Source organism: Pseudomonas sp. HLMP, assembly GCF_046365545.1.
Lineage (GTDB): Bacteria > Pseudomonadota > Gammaproteobacteria > Pseudomonadales > Pseudomonadaceae > Aquipseudomonas > Aquipseudomonas guariconensis_B.
Map to the genome: position 1 here is coordinate 547709 of NZ_JBDLLR010000001.1, position 17525 is coordinate 565233.

Here is a 17525-nt window from a genome sequence, read left to right on the forward strand (position 1 = left end):
CAGGCAGTTATGGGTCAGAGGTGTCGCAGCCATTGGCCGATCGGGTTGCCATCGCTGAACAGCAGTCGCAGCGCCATGAGGCAACACACTGAAATCAGCAAGGGTTTGATGAGCCGTGGCCCGAAATGCAGGGCGCAGCGAGCCCCTGCTTGTGCGCCGACGATGGCGCAGGCCGCCATTGTCAATGCCAATGGCCACAGGATGGCGCCGCCAAGCATGAATACCAGGAGAGCCCCGAGGTTGCATGAGGCATTGAGCAGTTTGCTGTTGCAAACAGCCTGCAGGATGTTCTGCCCGAGCAAGAGTGTGAAGGCAACCATGAAGAATGAGCCGGTGCCTGGGCCGAATATTCCATCGTAGAAGCCAATCAGCGGTACAAGGGTAAGGGTGAAGCAAGTCATCGACAGTTTGGCTGCACGCTGACGTTCATCCAGTTTCGGGGTGAAGGCGAAGTAGACTGCAACTGCAATCAACAGCAAGGGGACGGAGGTTTCAAGTATCGCTCTGTCGAGCAGAGTTACCGAAAGTGCGCCTGCCGCACCACCTGCAAAAGACAGTGCAGCCATTGGCCGCCCTGATTTCCAATCGATCATCCGCTTGCGGGCAAAGGCGACGGTGGCCGAGACGCTGGCAGAGGACGCCTGGAATTTATTGGTGGCGATGGCCAGCACGGGGCCGAAACCCGCAATGAACAGCGCTGGAAGGGTGAGCAGCCCACCACCGCCTGCAATGGCATCGAAGAAGCCTGCAAAGAGGGCGATGGCGCCCAGCAACAGTAGCGTTGAAAGTTCTATATCCATGGGGCGCCTGCTGGAATTAGTCACGTACGAGGCCGAAAAGGGGCAGGCTTGGAAGCCACTGGGTGCATATATTGGGGGAGCTTGGTTTTCCACGAGTCGAAATGTTGAGGTGCACACGATATTCATCTAAGTATTCTTAGTTGTGTGCGTTGGTTTTTTCCTGGTGGTTTGCCGGCAAGTATTTAGGCAAGTTTTTTTGGTTTTGCGATGCAGGATCTGGTCTGTCTCGTATATAGGAAAACTCCCAATGATCGATAGGCATGAGCAAGGTCAGCGGGAGTTGTATCAAGCGCGTAAGGTTGGACTTCCCTGATCGGAACCCGCAAAATGTTCGCTTTCCTTCTATCAACCTGTTCGGATCTGCTGACTCTATGCGTATGCGCCTGATGCTGTTGGGTGGTGGCAATGCCCTCGGGCAAGCGCTGATTCGTCTCGGGGCCGAGGAGGACATCGGATTCCTGGCACCGCGTCCGCCGGAAAACGGCTGGGACCCGGCCAGCCTGACCCTGCTGCTCGACGAACAGCGCCCCGATGCGGTGGTCAACCTGGCCTATTACTTCGACTGGTTCCAGGCCGAGTCGGTCAGCGAGCAGCGCCTGGCGCAACAGGAGCGGGCGGTGGAGCGGCTGGCGGAGCTGTGCCAGCACCACCAGATCATCCTGGTGCAGCCCTCCAGCTACCGGGTGTTCGACGGTTCGCGGGCCACGGCCTACAGCGAGAAGGACGAGCCGGTGCCCCTGGGGCTGCGCGGCCAGGCGCTGTGGCGTATCGAGCAGAGCGTGCGGGCGACCTGCCCGCAGCATGTGTTGCTGCGCTTCGGCTGGGTGCTGGACGAGAGCATCGATGGCGTGCTGGGTCGCTTCCTCACCCGTGCCGAGCAACCCCAGGAATTGTTGCTGGCGGACGACCGTCGCGGTAACCCGACGCCGGTGGACGATGCCGCGCGGGTGATCCTCTCGGTGCTCAAGCAACTCGATTGCGATGCGCCCTTGTGGGGCACCTACCATTACGCCGGCAACGAGGCCACCACGCCGCTGGCGCTGGGGCAGGCTATCCTCAGCGAGGCGGCGCAATGGCACAAGCTGGCCGTGCAGGCGCCCACGCCCCAGGCCCATGCCGCGCGCCCGGATGCCAGCGAGGAGCCACAGAACGCCGTGCTGGCCTGCAAGAAGATCCTTCACACCTTCGGTATCAAGCCCCGTGCCTGGCGCGCCGGCTTGCCACCCCTACTGGACCGGTTCTACCGACATGGCTGACGCCCCCATCCTGATCACCGGCGGTGCCGGCTTCATTGGTTCGCACCTGTGCGATGCGTTGCTGGACAAAGGCCATGCGGTGCGCGTGCTGGACGACTTGTCCACCGGCAAGCGCGACAACCTGCGGCTCGACCACCCTGGCCTGGAGCTGATCGAAGGCGATGTCGCCGATGCCGCACTGGTCAAGCGTGCGGCTGCCGGCTGCTGCGCCGTGGTCCACCTGGCGGCGGTCGCCTCGGTGCAGGCGTCGGTCGAAGACCCGGTGCGAACCCACCAGAGCAACTTCGTCGGTACCCTCAACGTCTGCGAGGCGATGCGCGTAAACGGCATACGCCGCGTGCTGTTCGCTTCCAGCGCGGCGGTGTACGGCAACAACGGCGAAGGCGAGTCGATCGCCGAGGACACGCCCAAGGCACCCTTGACGCCCTATGCGGTAGACAAGCTGGCCAGCGAGCAATACCTGGACTTCTACCGTCGCCAGCACGGGCTGGAGCCAGTGGTGTTCCGCTTCTTCAATATCTTCGGACCGCGCCAGGACCCGTCCTCGCCGTATTCCGGGGTGATCAGCATCTTCTGCGAACGTGCCACCAAGGGCTTGCCGATCACCGTGTTCGGCGATGGCGAGCAGACCCGCGACTTTCTCTATGTCGGTGACCTGGTACAGGTGATGGTCCAGGCCCTGGAGCAGGAGCAGGTCGAGGAGGGGGCGGTGAACATCGGCCTGAACCAGGCCACTTCGCTGAACCAGTTGCTGGCCGCCCTGGAGCAGGTGGTCGGCCACCTGCCCGCGGTCAGCTACGGCCCGCCGCGCTCGGGCGATATCCGCCATTCCCGGGCCGACAATACGCGCTTGCTGGCGCGTTTCGCGTTTGCGCAGCCGACTTCGATGGTCGAGGGGCTGGCGCGTTTGTTGGGCAAGGCCTGACGGGCACCTCATCTGCTTATTCGCAAGCAAGCCTGCCCCCACATGTCCCAGCAAGCAGCATCATGTACGGCTAACTCTGCTCCTGTGGGAGCCGGCTTGCCGGCGATGGGCTGCAACGCAGCCCCAAGATCAACGCACCGCTTGACTGACCGGCATTGAGCCTATCTGCGAACCGGGCCGGACTGCCGTCATGACGTTCATCCACTGTGGCGCACAGCCTGCCGATGGCAATCCTCGGGGCTTAGAATCCGACCATCCTTTGCTCGTACCACCAATGTATCGATGGGCTGCCCAGTGGCGTTGTCCACCAACTGTGAGCGCGTCTCGCCTGCCTCGAACAGGAACCGCTCACCCCATTGGCGCATGCCGATGACGATGGGGAAGACCGCGCACCCCTGCTCGGTCATGACGTATTCCTTGTAGGCACTGCCGTCCGAGGCTGGCCGTAACTCAAGCAGGCCGCTCTCCACCAGCTGCTTCAGGCGTGAGGCGAGGATGTTTTTCGCCAGCCCCAGGTTCTTCTGAAACTCACTGAAACGTCGCAAGCCATCGAAGGCGTCACGCAGGATCATCAGCGACCAACGGTCTCCGATCACTTTAAGAGCTCGGGCCACTGGGCATTGGTTGTTTCTCTCGTCGAGCATGGGGTAACCCTTCGGATCAGTCTGGTTGCAGATTAAAACCACATTTGCTAGAAAGCCAGCTTGTGGTTTCAATTTGCAACCAGAATGCACAGGAGTGTGCCATGCCGTCCCCGCATCCCGAGTCTCTTGTTCACGATCAACCGAGCCGCTCGCTGACGTTGCTGCTCGCCACCACTTGCGCCCTGGCGGTAGCCACAGTGTATTTTGCCCAACCTTTGCTGGGGGCCATGGCGGCCAGCCTGGGAATCAGTCAGGCACACGTCGGTCTGGTGGTCGGCTCGACCCAGGCGGGCTATGCCGTTGGCCTGTTGTTGATCGTGCCGCTGGGCGACCTGTTCGATCGCAAGCGCTTGATCCTGTGCCAACTACTGCTATCGATGCTGGCCTTGCTGACGGTGGGCATGGCCTGGGATTGGGCCGTGCTGCTGGCGGCCATGGGCGTGGTCGGGTTGATGGCTGTGGTGGTGCAGGTGATGGTGGCCCATGCCGCCACCCTGGCCTCACCCACCCGCCAGGGCCAGGTGGTGGGCGCGGTCACCAGCGGTGTAGTGCTGGGCATCCTGTTGGCGCGCCTGGTTGCTGGGGGCATGGCTGACCTGGCCGGTTGGCGGAGTGTCTACCTTGGCGCGGCGGGTCTGGTCATGGTGATGGCCTTGCTGTTGTGGCGAACCCTGCCCGGCGCCCCGCCCGGAGAGCGTAGGCAGGGGTATCGGGCGTTGCTCGGTTCTCTGATCGGCCTGTACCGATACGATCGTCTCTTGCGCCAGCGGGGCCTGCTTGCGCTGCTGATCTTTGCTGCCTTCAGCGTGCTGTGGAGCACCATGGTGCTGCCCTTGAGTGCTGCGCCGCTAGCCCTGAGCCATACCCAGGTCGGCCTGTTCGGCCTGGCTGGCATCGCCGGAGTCTTGGCAGCGGCGCGTGCGGGCCGTATGGCCGATCGGGGCCTGGGAGAGCGCACCACTGGGTTGGCCCTGGCGGTGTTGACGTTGTCATGGCTGCCGAGCGCGCTGCTCGGACAATCGCTGCTGGCCCTGGCGCTGGGTGTATTGATGCTGGACTTCGCCGTGCAGGCGGTACACGTCACCAACCAGAGCCTGCTGCTGGCGGGGCGCGGCGAAATGGCTAGCCGGCTGATCGGTGCCTACATGTGCTGTTATTCGATCGGCAGTGGCCTGGGCGCGGTAGCCGCGACTTGGTTGCATGCCCGTTGGGGCTGGATGGCGGTGTGTGGCCTGGGTGCATCGATCAGCGCACTGGCCTGGGGGTACTGGCTGTACCTGCGAATCGTTGAGGGGCGGTGTGGCATGGCGGCCGGAGCCGCCATGCCGGGAGGGGATCAGAACTTGTAACCGATACCGACCATGTAGACCCACGGGTCGACATCCACGTCGACCTTGGTCTTGCCCACGCCCAGGGCGTTCGGGCCGTCGACGGTGGCCTTGGTGTCGATGTCGATGTACCAGACCGAGGCGTTGACCAGCAGGTTGTCGGTGAGCATGTAGTCCATGCCCAGTTGGCCGGCCAGGCCGACCGAGTCCTGCAGCTTCAGGTTGCTGAAGCCCTGCTGCTTGCGCGCGCTGCTGAGGTCTTCGTCGAAGAACATCGTGTAGTTGATGCCGATGCCGGCGTAGGGCTGGAACTTCGAGGTCGGTGCCATCGGGTAGTACTGCAGCGACAGGGTCGGTGGCAGGTGCTTGATGTCGGCCAGCTTGCCGTCCAGGCCTGGGCCGAGGCCCTTGACCGCCACGGTGTGGTTGAATGGGGTGGCGGCCAGCAGCTCCAGGCCGATGTGGTCGGTGAGCATGTAGGCGAAGGTCAGGCCCAACTGGGTGTCGCTGTCCAGCGTCGCCTTGGTGCCCGAGACCTTGGCGCCATCGAGCTTCAGGGCGCTGCTGTCTTCGTTCGGCGAAACGGTGGCGGCGCCGGCACGGATGATGATGTCGCCCGCCTGGTGGGCGTGGGCAACAGGGGCTGCGAGCGCCAGGGCAACGAGCGAGGCGCCGAGCAAGGACTTGTTCATGGAAGCTCCCAAAGGACAAAGGACGTGAGTAATCGAGTAGTCCAATGGTAAGGAGCCGGTCGAAACAAACTGTTGATTCAGCTCAACGAAGCCGTTTCATGAAGCGGAAGTAGTTCTCATTGCAACTCATAGGCGTAGATTTTCTCCGCTTCCATCAGGTAACCGGCGTCGGCCAGCTCGCTGCTGCTGGCCTTTACCTGCATGCGCCCTTCGATCCAGTAGGGCTGGTACAGGTCTTCGATGCGCACGCCCATCTCGCTGAAGATATGCACGATCTGGTTCGACGGTGGGGGCGGCACGTGGATGCACGCGCCGTAGTAGGGCACCAGGAGGAATTCGGTGGTGCGCCCTTCCTCGCTGACTTCCAGCGGCACGATGTAGCCGGGCAGCTTCACTTGCTGGCCATCCAGCGCCTTGACCACCGGGGCGTCGGGTGCCTGCTGGCGTGCTGCGGGGGCCGACTCGGCAGACAAGGCGTCGCTCAGTTGCGAGAGGTCATGCAGCGGCGCCAGCTGTGGCGGGATCACCGGCGCGCCTTCGGGAATCAGGGCGGGCCAGTCGAGGGTGCGCGGCTCTTGCGCCCATGTGAGGGGAGCGAAGAGCAATAGGAGCCCCAGCAGGATGGGCCGGTACTGATAAAGCAAAGCAGTTGCTCCAGGGTCAGAGGTGGATCGACAGGCCATCGGCCAGCGACTGCCGGTAGGCGCGCCAGGCCGGCACGCTGCCCATCAGCAGTGCCGCCGCGAGTATGACAGCCAACAGGGTCCACTCGTGAGCGCTTGGCCAGGCCAGTGGCAGGTACAGGCCGTAGTTGGCCTGGACATACCCCTGGGCCAGGGCGATCCCCGCGTACAGCAGGCCCAGCCCGGCGACGATGCCGGCCACCGCCAGGGCCAGGGCTTCCAGCACCAGCAGCCCGGCGATATGCCAGGGGCGGGCGCCGACCGAGCGCAGGATGGCCATTTCGCGGCGGCGTTCGTTGAGGCTGGTGAGGATTGCCGTGAGCATGCCGATCAGCCCGGTCAGCACCACGAACAGCGAGACCACGAACAGCGCCTGCTCGGCGGTGCCCATCAGGCTCCACAGCTCCTGCAGGGCTACGCCAGGGAGGATCGCCAGCAGTGGCTCGCCGCGGAACTCGTTGATCTCCCGCTGCAGGCTGAAAGTGGCGATCTTGCTGTTCAGCCCCAGCATGAAGGCGGTGATGGCGGCCGGCTGCAGGTCCATGGTGCGCGCCTGTTCGGCGCTGATGCGCCCGGCGCCACGGGCCGGCACGCCGTTGTGCCAGTCGATGTGGATGGCCTCCATCCCGGCCAGGCTGATGTGCAGGGTACGGTCCACCGGTGTACCGGTGCGCTGCAGGATGCCCACCACGGTGAAGGGTTTGTCGTCGTGCTTGACCAGGCTGATGGCCGCCACGCCGTGGGCCAGCACCAGCTTGTCGCCGAGCTTGTAGTGCAGCGCCTCGGCGACTTCGGCGCCGAGCACCACCTCGAACGGGTCCTCGGCGAACGGCCGGCCCTGGCTCAGCGCCAGGTGCTGCCGGCGGCCGAACTGGTAGTGGCTGAAATAGTCGCCGGTGGTGCCCATCACCCGGTAGCCACGATGAGAGTCGCCCAGGGAAATGGGGATCGCCCACTTCACCCGTGGGTCCTTGGCGTAGTGCTCGAAGCTGTCCCAGCGGATGTTGTTGGTGGCGTTGCCGATGCGGAACACCGAATACAGCAGCAGGTTCACCGAGCCGGAACGGGCGCCGACGATCAGGTCGGTGCCGCTGATGGTGCTGGCGAAGCTGGCGCGGGCCTCGGTGCGCACGCGCTCCACGGCCAGCAGCAGGCATACCGACAGGGCGATGGCAAACGCGGTGAGAAACGCTGTGAAGCGGCGGTTGGCCAGGCTGGCCAAGGCAAGGCGGAGCAGGTACATCAGGCCTCCCGGGGCTTGGCTGCGCGATTGAGCTCGGCCAGCGACAGATGACGGTCGAACAGTGGTGCCAGGCTCTGGTCATGGCTGACGAACAGCAGGCTGGAACCGGCTGCCCGGCATTCATCGAACAGCAGGCGGATGAACGCCTCGCGGGTATCGGCATCGAGCGCCGAAGTCGGTTCGTCGGCGATCACCAGCTCCGGCTGGCCGATCAAGGCCCGGGCCGCGGCGACCCGCTGCTGTTGGCCGATCGACAGGCTGTCGGCGCGACGGGCGAGCAGGGCCGGATCGTCCAGGCCCAGGTGGGCGAGCAGCAGGGTGGCAGCCTGGTCGATGCTGCCGTGGCGCTGGGCGGCGCGTTCGGCACGGCTGCGCGAGAAGCGGCAGGGCAGCTCGACGTTCTCCCGCACCGAAAGGAACGGCAGCAGGTTGAATTGCTGGAAGATGTAGCCGGTGTGATCGACCCGGAAGCGATCACGGGCGCCCTGGCCCAAGGCGCCCAGGTCCTGGCCGAGCAGGCGGATGCTGCCCTGCGCGGGGCGATTCACCCCCCCGAGCAGGCCCAGCAAGGTGGTCTTGCCGCTACCGCTGGGGCCCTTGAGGAACACCGCCTGGCCCGCGTCCAGGTGGAACGCGGGGATGTCCAGGAGCGGCGCTTGGCCAGGCCAGGCGAATACCAGGCCTTGCAGGTCGATCAGCGGCTGGCTCATTCAGAACGTGACCACGGCCTTGGCCGGCGTGGCCTCCAGGCCTTTCTGGCCGTTCGGGCCGATCAGTTGCACGTTGATCTTCTGGGTCGCCGGGAAGGCCTTGAACAGTGGGGCAAGGTCGATCCGGGTGAGCTGGTCGGGCGCCGAGCAGATCAGTTGGTAATGGGCCTCGATATCGCTGTGCTGCTGTTCGTGTGCAGGGTCATGGCCGGCATGCGCTGCATCGCCGAACAGCGGGCTTTCCAGCTCCTGGGCCTCCTCCTTGCACCCGGCCGCCTGGGCCAGGCCGAACAGTGCCAGGGGCTGTTCGAGTTGCTGGCGTACGGCGGCGACCTTGGCCTTGTCCGCGTCGCTGTTGGCGGCATGTTCGAAACCGACTAGGTTCATCGCCGGGCTGTCCAGCTCCAGTTCCAGGGTATTGCCGTCGAGCACGGCGTTGAGCTTGGCCACGCCGTGCTCGTGGGCACCGAGGGAGCCATGGGCATGCTCATGCTCGTGGTCATGGTCGTCGTGGGCGTGGGCCACGGCCAGGGGAAGCAGGGCGAAGGGCAGGGCAAGGAGCAGGCGGCGCATGGAAGACTCCAGGGCGAGCGGGAAATTGAGTTCGTAATGTTATAACAACTTCTCTGGCCCTCGCCAGCCTGCCTGGCGCAGGTTTCATGTTCATGGGAGCATGGCTGCATCGACCCTGGACATAAGGAAGGCAGCGTGAGAATTCGCGGACATATTGGCGACTGGCCGGTGGACCTGACTATCGAGCTGGAACCGGCGGAGTGGGCGCAACTGGGGCGTCAAGTGCTGGTGCCGGCTGTTGTCGAGGCGGCCGCCGAGGCCGTCGGTACTGCGCCTCGCCCGGATGACGGGCAGTGGTCGGCGGCGCGTGAGCTGTTGCGCCAGGTGGGGCAGATCAGCGGGCCCGAGTTGCTGGAGCGGCTGGAAGGGCTGGCCGGCAGCACGGCGGCGGGCAAGCGGTTGCTGGTGCGGTTGCGCCACAGCAGCGAGGTGAAGGTGGAAAGCGGGGTGGATGCGCCGGTATACCACTGGATCGGTTGAGAGGCATGGGGGCTGCTCTGCAGCCCCAAGAAAGCGCCGCTCCCCAGGAGCTCTGCCAAATAGACCCGTGATGCCGAACGCTCTGAGAACGGCCTGTCAGAACATTGCAGCTGACAGCTTGCGGCGGTACAGGCTCACCAGCGGATGTTCATTGCCCAGCAGTTCGAACACCTGCAGCAGTGCCTTCTGCGGCAAGCCGTTCTCGTAGCCGCGGTTACGCTGGAACAGCTTGAGCAGACCATCCAGCGCCGCCTCGTACTGCTGGCGCGCCAGTTGCTGGATGCACAGCTGGTAAGTGGCTTCGTCATCCTGCGGGTTCTGCGCCAGGCGACTTTTCAGCTCGGCGGCTTCCGGCAGGCTGGCGGCCTGGCGCAGGAAGGTCAGCTGGGCCTTGGCGCCGGCCAGGGCAGCCTTGTGCTCGTCGGTCTTGACGGCGTCGAGCACCACCTCGGCCTCGCCCAGCTCGCCCCGCTCGGCCAGGCAGCGGGCATAGAGGATCAGCGCCTCGGCGTTGCTGTTGTCTTCGCCCAGCAGCAGCTTGAGCGTGGCCTCGGCCTCGCTGAAGCGGCTTTCGGCGAACAGCGCCTTGGCTTCCTCAAGTGGCGTGGCGGTTGGCGCGGCAGGCATCTGCACATGGGGTTCGAGCATGGCGCGGATCGCCGACTCCGGCTGGGCTCCGGCGAAACCGTCGACCGGCTGGCCGTCCTTGAACAGCACTACGGTCGGCAGGCTGCGGATGCCGAACTGGGCGACGATCTGCTGTTCCACGTCGCAGTTGACCTTGGCCAGCAGCAGTTCGCCCTGGTAACCCTCGGCGATCTTCGCCAGCAGCGGCATCAGGGCCTTGCACGGTGCGCACCATTCGGCCCAGAAGTCCACCAGCACGGGTTTATGGAAGGAGTTGTCGATCACCAGTTGCTGGAAGTTGGCGTCGGTGGCATCGAAAATATACGGCGTGGGGGCTTGGCTCATCGCGACTCTCGCAAATCCTTGAATGGCGCCACTATAAAGGCTCGCGGCTGGCGTGGTACAGGCTGACCCGGCGGAATTCGTGCGGCTCGGCCAGGTCGGGAAGGGTCAGGGCCTCGAGTACGCCCAACTGACGATACAGCGGATGGCTGAAGTCGCGCACCCGTGAATCGGCCACCAGCGCCTGGCGGCCACGGCCGAGGAAAGCGTCGAGCAGGGGCAGGTTGGCGCGGTCGTAGAGCACGTCGGCCACCAGGATCAGGTCAAAACGGTCGTCTTCGGCGAAGAAGTCGCTGCTGTAGCCGAGTTCGACTTCGTTGAGCGCGGCATTGGCCCGGCAGGCATCCAGGGCCAGCGGGTCGAGGTCGCAGGCCACCACCTCCAGGGCACCGGCCCGGGCGGCGGCGATCCCGGCGATGCCTGAGCCGGCGCCGAAGTCCAGTACCCGCTTGCCGCGCACCCACTCCGGCCGCTCGGCCAGGTAGCGCGCCAAGGCCAGGCCGCTGGCCCAGCAGAAACTCCAGTAGGGCGGCTCTTCGAGGATGCGCCGGGTTTCCTCTGGGCTGAAGGCGCGATCCATGTTCTGGGCATCGATCAGCCACAGCCGCAGGTCGCATCCGGGCAGCTCGCTGACGACCAGGCGCGCTTCGCCGATCAGGCCGCCGAGGGCCTGTTGCAGGGGCAGCGGCGCCATCTATGGCGCCTTCTGGAAGCGCAGCGGGCCGGTGGCCTGGGTGGTGGCCTGGAAGATGCGCTGCGCCGGCAAGTGCAGGATCAATTGGCCGGAGCGGCTGGCGCGGCCGCGCAGTTCGACGCGGGCCCCGGCTGGAAAGGCCTCGGGATTGAAGCGCAGGCGATAGGGCATGGGCTGGCCGGTACCGGTGAGGTTGCTGCTGGCCAGCAGGCGTTGCGGGCGGCCACGTTCGTCGATGACCAGCAGGGCCAGCTCCACTTCGGCACCGGCCGGTATCTCCAGCAAGGTGCCACTGAGTTCGCGCTGGTAGGCGGGCAGAGGGCCTGGGTCTTCGCTTTGCTTGGCCGCCTTGGCGGGCGGGGCTACCGGGGGTTGCTCGGTCTTCGGCCGGTCGCTGCCGCAGGCGGCGAGCAGGCCGGCGAAGCACAGCACGACGAGCGCTCGTTGGTGCATGGGGTAATCCTTCACGGACAGATTTCACTGGATGGTAAACCCTTTGGCTTGTCTTGCCAGTGGGATGCGCTACCATGGCCCTCCCTTTTTTTGTTGCCTGCCACCATGCACTGTCCGTTTTGCGGTGCCAACGACACCAAGGTCATCGACTCACGCCTGGTCGCCGAGGGCGAACAGGTGCGCCGTCGCCGCGAGTGCCTCGCCTGCGGCGAGCGTTTCACCACCTTCGAGACCGCCGAACTGGTCTTGCCACGCCTGATCAAGCAGGACGGCACACGGCAGCCCTTCGACGAAGAGAAACTGCGCGCCGGCATGCAGCGGGCCCTGGAGAAGCGCCCGGTGAGCGTCGAGCGCCTGGAAGCGGCGCTGGCGCACATCAAGCACAAGCTGCGTGCCACCGGCGAGCGCGAGGTCAAGTCGCTGGTGGTCGGCGAGCTGGTGATGGCCGAGCTGCGCAAGCTCGACGAAGTCGCCTACATCCGTTTCGCTTCGGTCTACCGGCGTTTCCAGGACCTCGACGAGTTCCGCGAGGAGATCGACCGCCTGGCCCGGGAGCCTGCCAAAGAGTGACCATGCCCAGCCAGACCGCCATCCTCGACGCCCACTACATGGCCCGGGCCCTGGAACTGGCCCGCAAGGGCCTGTACAGCACCCACCCGAACCCGCGCGTGGGCTGCGTGATCGTGCGTAATGGCGAAGTGGTCGGCGAGGGCTGGCACGTGCGGGCCGGCGAACCGCATGCCGAGGTCCACGCCCTGCGCCAGGCCGGCGAGCGCGCCCGTGGCGCCTGCGCCTACGTGACCCTGGAGCCCTGCAGCCACCATGGCCGTACACCGCCATGCGCCGAGGCACTGGTCAAGGCCGGGGTGGCCCGGGTGGTGGCGGCGATGCAGGACCCCAACCCGCAAGTGGCCGGCCGAGGCCTGCGGCGCCTGGCCGAGGCCGGCATCGAGGTCGGTAGCGGTGTGCTCGAGGCCGAGGCGCGAGCCCTCAACCCCGGCTTTCTCAAGCGCATGGAGCACGGCCTGCCGTTCGTGCGGGCCAAGCTCGCCATGAGCCTGGACGGTCGCACCGCCATGGCCAGCGGCGAGAGCCAGTGGATCACCGGCCCTGCCGCCCGCGCCGCCGTGCAGCGGCTGCGCGCCCGCTCCAGTGTGGTGCTGACCAGCGCCGAGAGCGTGCTGGCCGACCATGCCCGCATGACCGTACGCGGCGCCGAACTGGGGCTGGATGCCGAAACCACCGCCCTGGCTCTGTCACGCCCGCCGCTGCGCGTGCTGGTCGATGGCCGCCTGCGCCTGCCGCTGGACGCGCCGTTCTTCCAGGCCGGGCCAGCCCTGGTCGTGACCGCCGCCGGCGACGATCCACGTTATGCCGCGGCTGGCCATGAACTGCTGAGCCTGCCAGGGGCCGACGGGCGCGTCGACCTGCCGGCCCTGATGCGCGCCCTGGGCGAGCGGGGCGTCAACGAAATCCTGCTGGAGGCCGGTGCCGGCCTTGCCGGTGCCTTCGCCCGCCTGGGGCTGGTCGATGAGTTCCAGTTGTTCGTGGCCGCCACTTTCCTGGGCTCCGAAGCCCGGCCGCTGCTGGACTGGCCGCTGTCGAGCATGAGCGAGGCGCCGCGCCTGAAGATCACCGGCATGCGCGCGGTCGGCGATGACTGGCTGGTCACAGCCATCCCCCTGCCGGCGCCCGGCGTATAATGCCTGGCTTGCCACGCGCAGCCCTGTTCCCGAGGAGGACACCATGTTCACCGGCATCATCGAATCCATCGGCACCATCCGCAGCCTGACCCCCAAGGGCGGTGACGTGCGCCTCTATGTAGAGACCGGCAAGCTCGACCTGGGCGATGTCAAGCTGGGCGACAGCATCGCCGTCAACGGTGTCTGCCTGACCGCCGTGGAGTTGCCCGGCGATGGCTTTTGGGCCGATGTCAGCGTCGAGACGCTCAAGCGCACCGCCATGGTCGACCTCAAGAGCGGCAGCCGGGTCAACCTGGAAAAAGCCCTGACCCCCACCACCCGCCTGGGCGGTCACCTGGTCAGCGGCCATGTCGACGGTGTCGGCGAGATCATCTCGCGCAGCGATAACGCGCGCGCCATCCAGTTCCGCGTACGCGCGCCCAAGGAGCTGGCCAAGTACATCGCCCACAAAGGGTCGATCACCGTCGACGGCACCAGCCTGACGGTCAATGAGGTCGATGGCGCCGAGTTCGAGCTGACCATCGTCCCGCACACCCTGTCCGAAACCATCATGGCCGACTACCGCCCGGGTCGTCGGGTAAACCTTGAGGTCGACCTGCTGGCCCGTTACCTGGAGCGTCTGCTGCTGGGTGACAAGGCCGCCGAACCGAGCAAGGGCAGCGGCATCACCGAAAGTTTCCTGGCCGCCAACGGCTACCTGAAATCCTGATTGAGAAGGGGGTGCCGAGTGGCGCTCAACAGCATCGAAGAGCTGGTGGAAGACATCCGCCAGGGCAAAATGGTCATTCTCATGGACGACGAAGACCGTGAGAACGAAGGCGACATCATCATGGCCGCCGAGTGCTGCCAGGCCGAGCACATCAACTTCATGGCCAAGCACGCCCGTGGCCTGATCTGCATGCCGATGACCCGCGAGCGCTGCGAGGCGCTCCGCCTGCCGCTGATGGCGCCGCGCAACGGTTCGGGCTTCGGCACCAAGTTCACCGTGTCGATCGAGGCCGCCGAAGGCGTGACCACCGGCATCTCCGCCGCCGACCGCGCCCGCACCGTGCAGGTCGCCGCGGCCCGCGACGCCAAGGCCGACGATATCGTCAGCCCCGGCCACATCTTCCCGCTGATGGCCCAGGCCGGTGGCACCCTGGCCCGCGCCGGCCATACTGAGGCCGCCTGCGACCTGGCGCGCATGGCCGGCTTCGAGCCGAGCGGGGTGATCTGCGAAGTGATGAACGACGACGGCACCATGGCCCGTCGTCCGGAACTGGAGGCCTTCGCCGCCGAGCACGGCCTGAAGATCGGCACCATCGCCGACCTGATCCACTACCGCATGATCCACGAGCGCACCGTGCAGCGCGTCTCCGAACAGCCGCTGGACAGCGAGTTGGGCCAGTTCAACCTGGTCACCTACCGCGACTCGGTGGAAGGCGACGTGCACATGGCCCTGACCCTGGGCACCATCTGTGCCGAACAGCCGACCCTGGTGCGGGTGCACAACATGGACCCGCTGCGTGACCTGCTGATGGTCAAGCAGCCGGGGCGCTGGAGCCTGCGTGCGGCGATGAGCGCCGTGGCCGAGGCCGGCAGCGGCGTGGTGCTGCTGCTGGGCCACCCGCTGGATGGCGACGTGCTGCTGGCGCACATCCGCGAGAGCGCCGGCGATGCCCCGACCAAGGCGCCGACCACCTACAGCACCGTCGGTGCCGGCTCGCAGATCCTGCGTGACCTGGGCGTGCGCAAGATGCGCCTGATGAGCTCGCCGATGAAGTTCAACGCGATATCCGGATTCGATCTGGAAGTTGTAGAATACGTGCCCTCCGAGTGACACAGGCGCAGCCGTCGTCCTGCCGCTCGTGTCCAAACCCTCCTGCAGGCCGCGTATGCGCGGCCTCGCTCTTCAAGATGAGAACACCGGAATGACCCTGAAGACCATCGAAGGTACCTTCATCGCCCCCAAAGGTCGCTATGCTTTGGTGGTTGGCCGCTTCAACAGCTTCGTCGTCGAAAGCCTGGTGAGCGGTGCCGTTGATGCCCTGGTACGCCATGGCGTCAGCGAAAGCGACATCACCATCATCCGTGCCCCTGGCGCCTTCGAGATCCCGCTGGTTGCACAGAAAGTCGCCCAACAAGGCGAGTACTCCGCGATCGTCGCCCTGGGCGCGGTGATCCGTGGCGGTACCCCGCACTTCGAATACGTGGCGGGCGAGTGCACCAAGGGCCTGGCCCAGGTGTCCATGGAGTTCGGTGTTCCGGTGGCCTTCGGCGTCCTGACCGTCGACTCCATCGAGCAGGCCATCGAGCGCTCCGGCACCAAGGCTGGCAACAAAGGCGCCGAAGCAGCCCTGTCCGCCCTGGAAATGGTCAGCCTGCTGGCGCAGTTGGAGGCCAAGTGATTAGCGACGAAAGCGATCGTTTCAACCCGCGCGAGCCACGCGCGGCGGATGCCGGCAAGCCCTCGAAGAGCGCCAAGCGCCGCGAAGCCCGCAAGCTCGCGACCCAGGCGCTGTACCAGTGGCACATGGCCAAGCATTCGCTGAACGAGATCGAGGCTCAGTTCCGGGTCGACAACGATTTCTCCGATGTCGATGGCGCCTATTTCCGCGAGATCCTGCATGGGGTCCCGGCGATCAAGGGCGAGATCGACAAGGCCCTGGCGCCCTGCCTGGACCTGGCACTGGACGAGCTCGACCCGGTCGAGCTGGCGGTGCTGCGCCTGTCCACCTGGGAGTTCATCAAGCGTGTCGACGTACCGTATCGCGTGGTGATCAACGAAGGTGTCGAGCTGGCCAAGGTCTTCGGTGCCACCGATGGCCACAAGTTCGTCAACGGTGTGCTGGACAAGCTCGCGCCGATGCTGCGCGAAGCGGAAGTCAAGGCAGCCAGGCGCTGATCGCGGCGCCGACGGACCATGGGTGAGTTCGAGCTGATCCGCCATTACTTCGCCGCCGCGTCCTGTGCGCGGGGTGGCGAAGGCGTGGTGCTCGGTATCGGTGACGACTGCGCCCTGCTGGAGCTGCCCGCTGGCGAACAGTTGGCGGTGTCCACCGATACCCTGGTCGAGGGCGTGCATTTCCCCACCGCCTGCGACCCGCTGCTGCTCGGCCAGCGCGCCCTGGCCGTGGCGGTCAGCGACCTGGCCGCCATGGGGGCCGACCCTATCGGCTTCACCCTCGCCCTGACCTTGCCCGAGGTCGGGGCCGACTGGCTCAGGCGCTACGCCGACGGCCTCGACCGCATGGCCCAGCGTTGTGGTGTCAGCCTGATCGGCGGCGATACCACCCGTGGCCCCTTGAGCATCACCGTGACCGTGTTCGGCAAGACGCCGGCAGGGCAGGCCCTGCGCCGCAGCGGCGCCCGGCCGGGAGACCTGCTGTGCGTCGGCGGGTGCCTGGGGAACGCGGCGGGGGCCTTGCCGCTGGTGTTGGGCGAGCGCCAGGCGCCAGCCGACATCGCCGAGCCGCTGCTCGCCCACTATTGGTCGCCCATGCCCCAGCTCGCCCTGGGCCAACTGCTGCGCGGCCGGGCCAGCGCGGCGCTGGATATCTCCGATGGGCTGCTGGCCGATGCCGGGCATATCGCCAAGGCATCCGGCGTCGCCCTGGAGCTGAGCGTCGAGCAGGTGCCCTTCTCGCCGGCCCTGGAAGCCTTCCTCGGGCGTGACGCCGCCCTGCAGGCGGCACTCACCGGTGGCGACGACTACGTGCTGGCGTTCACGCTGCCTGAAGCACAACTTTCATCCCTGCAGGAGCGCAGTGGCGTCCACGTCATCGGCCGCGTGCTCGCGGGCCAGGGCGTCACCCTGCGTGACCGGCAGGGCCGGGACATCACCCCGACACAACGGGGCTATCAACATTTTAGGGAGACACCGTGACCGACCACCCCAACCAGGTGCCCGCGGAGTTCGTTCCGCCTTCGGTCTGGCGCAACCCCTGGCACTTCATCGCCTTCGGCTTCGGCTCCGGCACCCTGCCCAAGGCCCCCGGGACCTGGGGCTCGCTGGTGGCGCTGCCGTTCATCCCGCTGTGGCAGATGTTGCCGGACTGGGGCTACTGGCTGTTGCTGGGGATCACCATGCTGTTCGGCTTCTGGCTGTGCGGCAAGGTCGCCAACGACTTGCGCGTGCACGACCATGAAGGCATTGTCTGGGACGAGATGGTCGGCATGTGGATCACCCTGTGGCTGGTGCCGGAAGGCTGGCAATGGCTGCTGGCGGGGTTCCTGATGTTCCGTTTCTTCGACATCCTCAAGCCGTGGCCGATCCGCTGGGTCGACCGGCACGTGCATGGGGGCGTCGGGATCATGCTCGACGATATCCTGGCTGGCGTCTTCGCCTGGCTGGGTATGCAGATTCTGGTGTGGGTGGTTGCCTGACGAAGGG

The 17525-nt window shown here is 65.9% G+C and carries 22 protein-coding genes; 12 read left to right on the top strand and 10 right to left on the bottom strand.

Annotation, left to right across the window (positions count from 1 at the left end):
• Positions 1–14: 14 nt before the first annotated feature.
• Positions 15–800 carry a TSUP family transporter gene (locus tag ABFA30_RS02740; protein WP_410045119.1) on the bottom strand — a complete coding sequence of 262 codons (786 nt, stop codon included), beginning with the start codon at positions 798–800 and terminating at the stop codon, positions 15–17.
• 371 nt (positions 801–1171) lie between these two features.
• Here ABFA30_RS02740 and ABFA30_RS02745 point away from each other — a divergent pair, with 371 nt between their 5' ends.
• Together ABFA30_RS02745 and ABFA30_RS02750 are read left to right on the top strand one after the other, a co-directional pair.
• Positions 1172–2056 carry a sugar nucleotide-binding protein gene (locus ABFA30_RS02745; protein WP_225788793.1) on the top strand — a complete coding sequence of 295 codons (885 nt, stop codon included), beginning with the start codon at positions 1172–1174 and terminating at the stop codon, positions 2054–2056.
• The gene (locus ABFA30_RS02750; RefSeq protein WP_225788792.1) at positions 2049–2981 is read left to right on the top strand and encodes an NAD-dependent epimerase/dehydratase family protein; all 933 of its coding nucleotides are present in this window, start codon (positions 2049–2051) and stop codon (positions 2979–2981) included. The genes ABFA30_RS02745 and ABFA30_RS02750 overlap by 8 nt, the downstream gene beginning before the upstream one ends.
• A gap of 197 nt (positions 2982–3178) precedes the next feature.
• Here the strand turns inward: ABFA30_RS02750 and ABFA30_RS02755 are convergent, their stop codons facing one another.
• On the bottom strand, positions 3179–3625 hold the full coding sequence (locus tag ABFA30_RS02755) for a winged helix-turn-helix transcriptional regulator (protein ID WP_410045120.1): 447 nt from the start codon (positions 3623–3625) through the stop codon (positions 3179–3181).
• A gap of 101 nt (positions 3626–3726) precedes the next feature.
• Here ABFA30_RS02755 and ABFA30_RS02760 point away from each other — a divergent pair, with 101 nt between their 5' ends.
• A complete protein-coding gene (locus tag ABFA30_RS02760; RefSeq protein WP_410045121.1) occupies positions 3727–4974 on the top strand; it encodes an MFS transporter in 1248 nt (415 codons plus the stop codon).
• Here the strand turns inward: ABFA30_RS02760 and ABFA30_RS02765 are convergent.
• The 5 genes from ABFA30_RS02765 to ABFA30_RS02785 form a co-directional block, all read right to left on the bottom strand.
• Positions 4962–5645: an OmpW/AlkL family protein gene (locus ABFA30_RS02765; protein WP_225788789.1), complete on the bottom strand. Its 684-nt coding sequence runs from the start codon at positions 5643–5645 to the stop codon at positions 4962–4964. The two genes, ABFA30_RS02760 and ABFA30_RS02765, sit on opposite strands and share 13 nt — an antisense overlap.
• 116 nt (positions 5646–5761) lie before the next feature.
• Positions 5762–6328 (bottom strand): DUF3299 domain-containing protein, encoded by a 567-nt coding sequence (locus ABFA30_RS02770; RefSeq protein WP_225788788.1) that lies wholly within the window; start codon positions 6326–6328, stop codon positions 5762–5764.
• The gene (locus ABFA30_RS02775; RefSeq protein ID WP_225788787.1) at positions 6306–7571 is read right to left on the bottom strand and encodes an ABC transporter permease; all 1266 of its coding nucleotides are present in this window, start codon (positions 7569–7571) and stop codon (positions 6306–6308) included. Before ABFA30_RS02775 ends, ABFA30_RS02770 begins: the two co-directional genes overlap by 23 nt.
• Positions 7571–8281 (bottom strand): ABC transporter ATP-binding protein, encoded by a 711-nt coding sequence (locus ABFA30_RS02780; protein WP_225788786.1) that lies wholly within the window; start codon positions 8279–8281, stop codon positions 7571–7573. Before ABFA30_RS02780 ends, ABFA30_RS02775 begins: the two co-directional genes overlap by 1 nt.
• Positions 8282–8854, bottom strand: a complete 573-nt coding sequence (locus ABFA30_RS02785; RefSeq protein ID WP_410045122.1) for a DUF2796 domain-containing protein — start codon at positions 8852–8854, stop codon at positions 8282–8284.
• A gap of 135 nt (positions 8855–8989) precedes the next feature.
• Here ABFA30_RS02785 and ABFA30_RS02790 point away from each other — a divergent pair, with 135 nt between their 5' ends.
• Positions 8990–9334, top strand: a complete 345-nt coding sequence (locus tag ABFA30_RS02790) for a hypothetical protein (RefSeq protein ID WP_410045123.1) — start codon at positions 8990–8992, stop codon at positions 9332–9334.
• A 96-nt stretch (positions 9335–9430) separates the two neighbouring features.
• Here ABFA30_RS02790 and trxA read toward each other — a convergent pair whose 3' ends face one another.
• From trxA to ABFA30_RS02805, 3 genes are read right to left on the bottom strand one after another with little or no spacing between them, the layout of a single operon-like run.
• The gene (gene trxA, locus ABFA30_RS02795; protein ID WP_225788783.1) at positions 9431–10306 is read right to left on the bottom strand and encodes a thioredoxin; all 876 of its coding nucleotides are present in this window, start codon (positions 10304–10306) and stop codon (positions 9431–9433) included.
• A gap of 31 nt (positions 10307–10337) precedes the next feature.
• Entirely contained in the window at positions 10338–10997 is a 660-nt protein-coding gene (locus ABFA30_RS02800) for a class I SAM-dependent methyltransferase (protein WP_225788782.1), read from the bottom strand.
• A complete protein-coding gene (locus ABFA30_RS02805) occupies positions 10998–11450 on the bottom strand; it encodes a YbaY family lipoprotein (protein WP_225788781.1) in 453 nt (150 codons plus the stop codon).
• A 105-nt stretch (positions 11451–11555) separates the two neighbouring features.
• Here ABFA30_RS02805 and nrdR point away from each other — a divergent pair, with 105 nt between their 5' ends.
• The 8 genes from nrdR to ABFA30_RS02845 all read left to right on the top strand — a co-directional run bounded on the left by nrdR (position 11556) and on the right by ABFA30_RS02845 (position 17518).
• On the top strand, positions 11556–12020 hold the full coding sequence (nrdR, locus tag ABFA30_RS02810; protein WP_225788780.1) for a transcriptional regulator NrdR: 465 nt from the start codon (positions 11556–11558) through the stop codon (positions 12018–12020).
• 2 nt (positions 12021–12022) lie between these two features.
• Positions 12023–13153 (top strand): bifunctional diaminohydroxyphosphoribosylaminopyrimidine deaminase/5-amino-6-(5-phosphoribosylamino)uracil reductase RibD, encoded by a 1131-nt coding sequence (ribD, locus tag ABFA30_RS02815; protein ID WP_410045124.1) that lies wholly within the window; start codon positions 12023–12025, stop codon positions 13151–13153.
• Positions 13154–13196: 43 nt separating this feature from the next.
• Positions 13197–13862 carry a riboflavin synthase gene (locus ABFA30_RS02820; protein ID WP_225788778.1) on the top strand — a complete coding sequence of 222 codons (666 nt, stop codon included), beginning with the start codon at positions 13197–13199 and terminating at the stop codon, positions 13860–13862.
• An 18-nt stretch (positions 13863–13880) separates the two neighbouring features.
• On the top strand, positions 13881–14972 hold the full coding sequence (ribBA, locus tag ABFA30_RS02825) for a bifunctional 3,4-dihydroxy-2-butanone-4-phosphate synthase/GTP cyclohydrolase II (protein ID WP_253079904.1): 1092 nt from the start codon (positions 13881–13883) through the stop codon (positions 14970–14972).
• A gap of 91 nt (positions 14973–15063) precedes the next feature.
• Positions 15064–15540: a 6,7-dimethyl-8-ribityllumazine synthase gene (gene ribE / locus ABFA30_RS02830; protein ID WP_225788776.1), complete on the top strand. Its 477-nt coding sequence runs from the start codon at positions 15064–15066 to the stop codon at positions 15538–15540.
• Entirely contained in the window at positions 15537–16037 is a 501-nt protein-coding gene (nusB, locus tag ABFA30_RS02835) for a transcription antitermination factor NusB (protein ID WP_225788775.1), read from the top strand. Before ribE ends, nusB begins: the two co-directional genes overlap by 4 nt.
• 18 nt (positions 16038–16055) lie before the next feature.
• Positions 16056–17018: a thiamine-phosphate kinase gene (thiL, locus tag ABFA30_RS02840; RefSeq protein ID WP_253102408.1), complete on the top strand. Its 963-nt coding sequence runs from the start codon at positions 16056–16058 to the stop codon at positions 17016–17018.
• Positions 17015–17518 carry a phosphatidylglycerophosphatase A gene (locus ABFA30_RS02845; RefSeq protein WP_225788773.1) on the top strand — a complete coding sequence of 168 codons (504 nt, stop codon included), beginning with the start codon at positions 17015–17017 and terminating at the stop codon, positions 17516–17518. The genes thiL and ABFA30_RS02845 overlap by 4 nt, the downstream gene beginning before the upstream one ends.
• Positions 17519–17525: the final 7 nt, after the last annotated feature.

What these genes read in the sequence shown, in the direction of transcription:
- ABFA30_RS02740 (WP_410045119.1), bottom strand. Translation starts at nt 800, where the DNA reads ATGGATATAGAACTTTCAACGCTACTGTTGCTGGGCGCCATCGCCCTC.
- ABFA30_RS02745 (WP_225788793.1), top strand. Translation starts at nt 1,172, where the DNA reads ATGCGTATGCGCCTGATGCTGTTGGGTGGTGGCAATGCCCTCGGGCAA.
- ABFA30_RS02750 (WP_225788792.1), top strand. Translation starts at nt 2,049, where the DNA reads ATGGCTGACGCCCCCATCCTGATCACCGGCGGTGCCGGCTTCATTGGT.
- ABFA30_RS02755 (WP_410045120.1), bottom strand. Translation starts at nt 3,625, where the DNA reads ATGCTCGACGAGAGAAACAACCAATGCCCAGTGGCCCGAGCTCTTAAA.
- ABFA30_RS02760 (WP_410045121.1), top strand. Translation starts at nt 3,727, where the DNA reads ATGCCGTCCCCGCATCCCGAGTCTCTTGTTCACGATCAACCGAGCCGC.
- ABFA30_RS02765 (WP_225788789.1), bottom strand. Translation starts at nt 5,645, where the DNA reads ATGAACAAGTCCTTGCTCGGCGCCTCGCTCGTTGCCCTGGCGCTCGCA.
- ABFA30_RS02770 (WP_225788788.1), bottom strand. Translation starts at nt 6,328, where the DNA reads ATGGCCTGTCGATCCACCTCTGACCCTGGAGCAACTGCTTTGCTTTAT.
- ABFA30_RS02775 (WP_225788787.1), bottom strand. Translation starts at nt 7,571, where the DNA reads ATGTACCTGCTCCGCCTTGCCTTGGCCAGCCTGGCCAACCGCCGCTTC.
- ABFA30_RS02780 (WP_225788786.1), bottom strand. Translation starts at nt 8,281, where the DNA reads ATGAGCCAGCCGCTGATCGACCTGCAAGGCCTGGTATTCGCCTGGCCT.
- ABFA30_RS02785 (WP_410045122.1), bottom strand. Translation starts at nt 8,854, where the DNA reads ATGCGCCGCCTGCTCCTTGCCCTGCCCTTCGCCCTGCTTCCCCTGGCC.
- trxA (WP_225788783.1), bottom strand. Translation starts at nt 10,306, where the DNA reads ATGAGCCAAGCCCCCACGCCGTATATTTTCGATGCCACCGACGCCAAC.
- ABFA30_RS02800 (WP_225788782.1), bottom strand. Translation starts at nt 10,997, where the DNA reads ATGGCGCCGCTGCCCCTGCAACAGGCCCTCGGCGGCCTGATCGGCGAA.
- ABFA30_RS02805 (WP_225788781.1), bottom strand. Translation starts at nt 11,450, where the DNA reads ATGCACCAACGAGCGCTCGTCGTGCTGTGCTTCGCCGGCCTGCTCGCC.
- nrdR (WP_225788780.1), top strand. Translation starts at nt 11,556, where the DNA reads ATGCACTGTCCGTTTTGCGGTGCCAACGACACCAAGGTCATCGACTCA.
- ribD (WP_410045124.1), top strand. Translation starts at nt 12,023, where the DNA reads ATGCCCAGCCAGACCGCCATCCTCGACGCCCACTACATGGCCCGGGCC.
- ABFA30_RS02820 (WP_225788778.1), top strand. Translation starts at nt 13,197, where the DNA reads ATGTTCACCGGCATCATCGAATCCATCGGCACCATCCGCAGCCTGACC.
- ribE (WP_225788776.1), top strand. Translation starts at nt 15,064, where the DNA reads ATGACCCTGAAGACCATCGAAGGTACCTTCATCGCCCCCAAAGGTCGC.
- thiL (WP_253102408.1), top strand. Translation starts at nt 16,056, where the DNA reads ATGGGTGAGTTCGAGCTGATCCGCCATTACTTCGCCGCCGCGTCCTGT.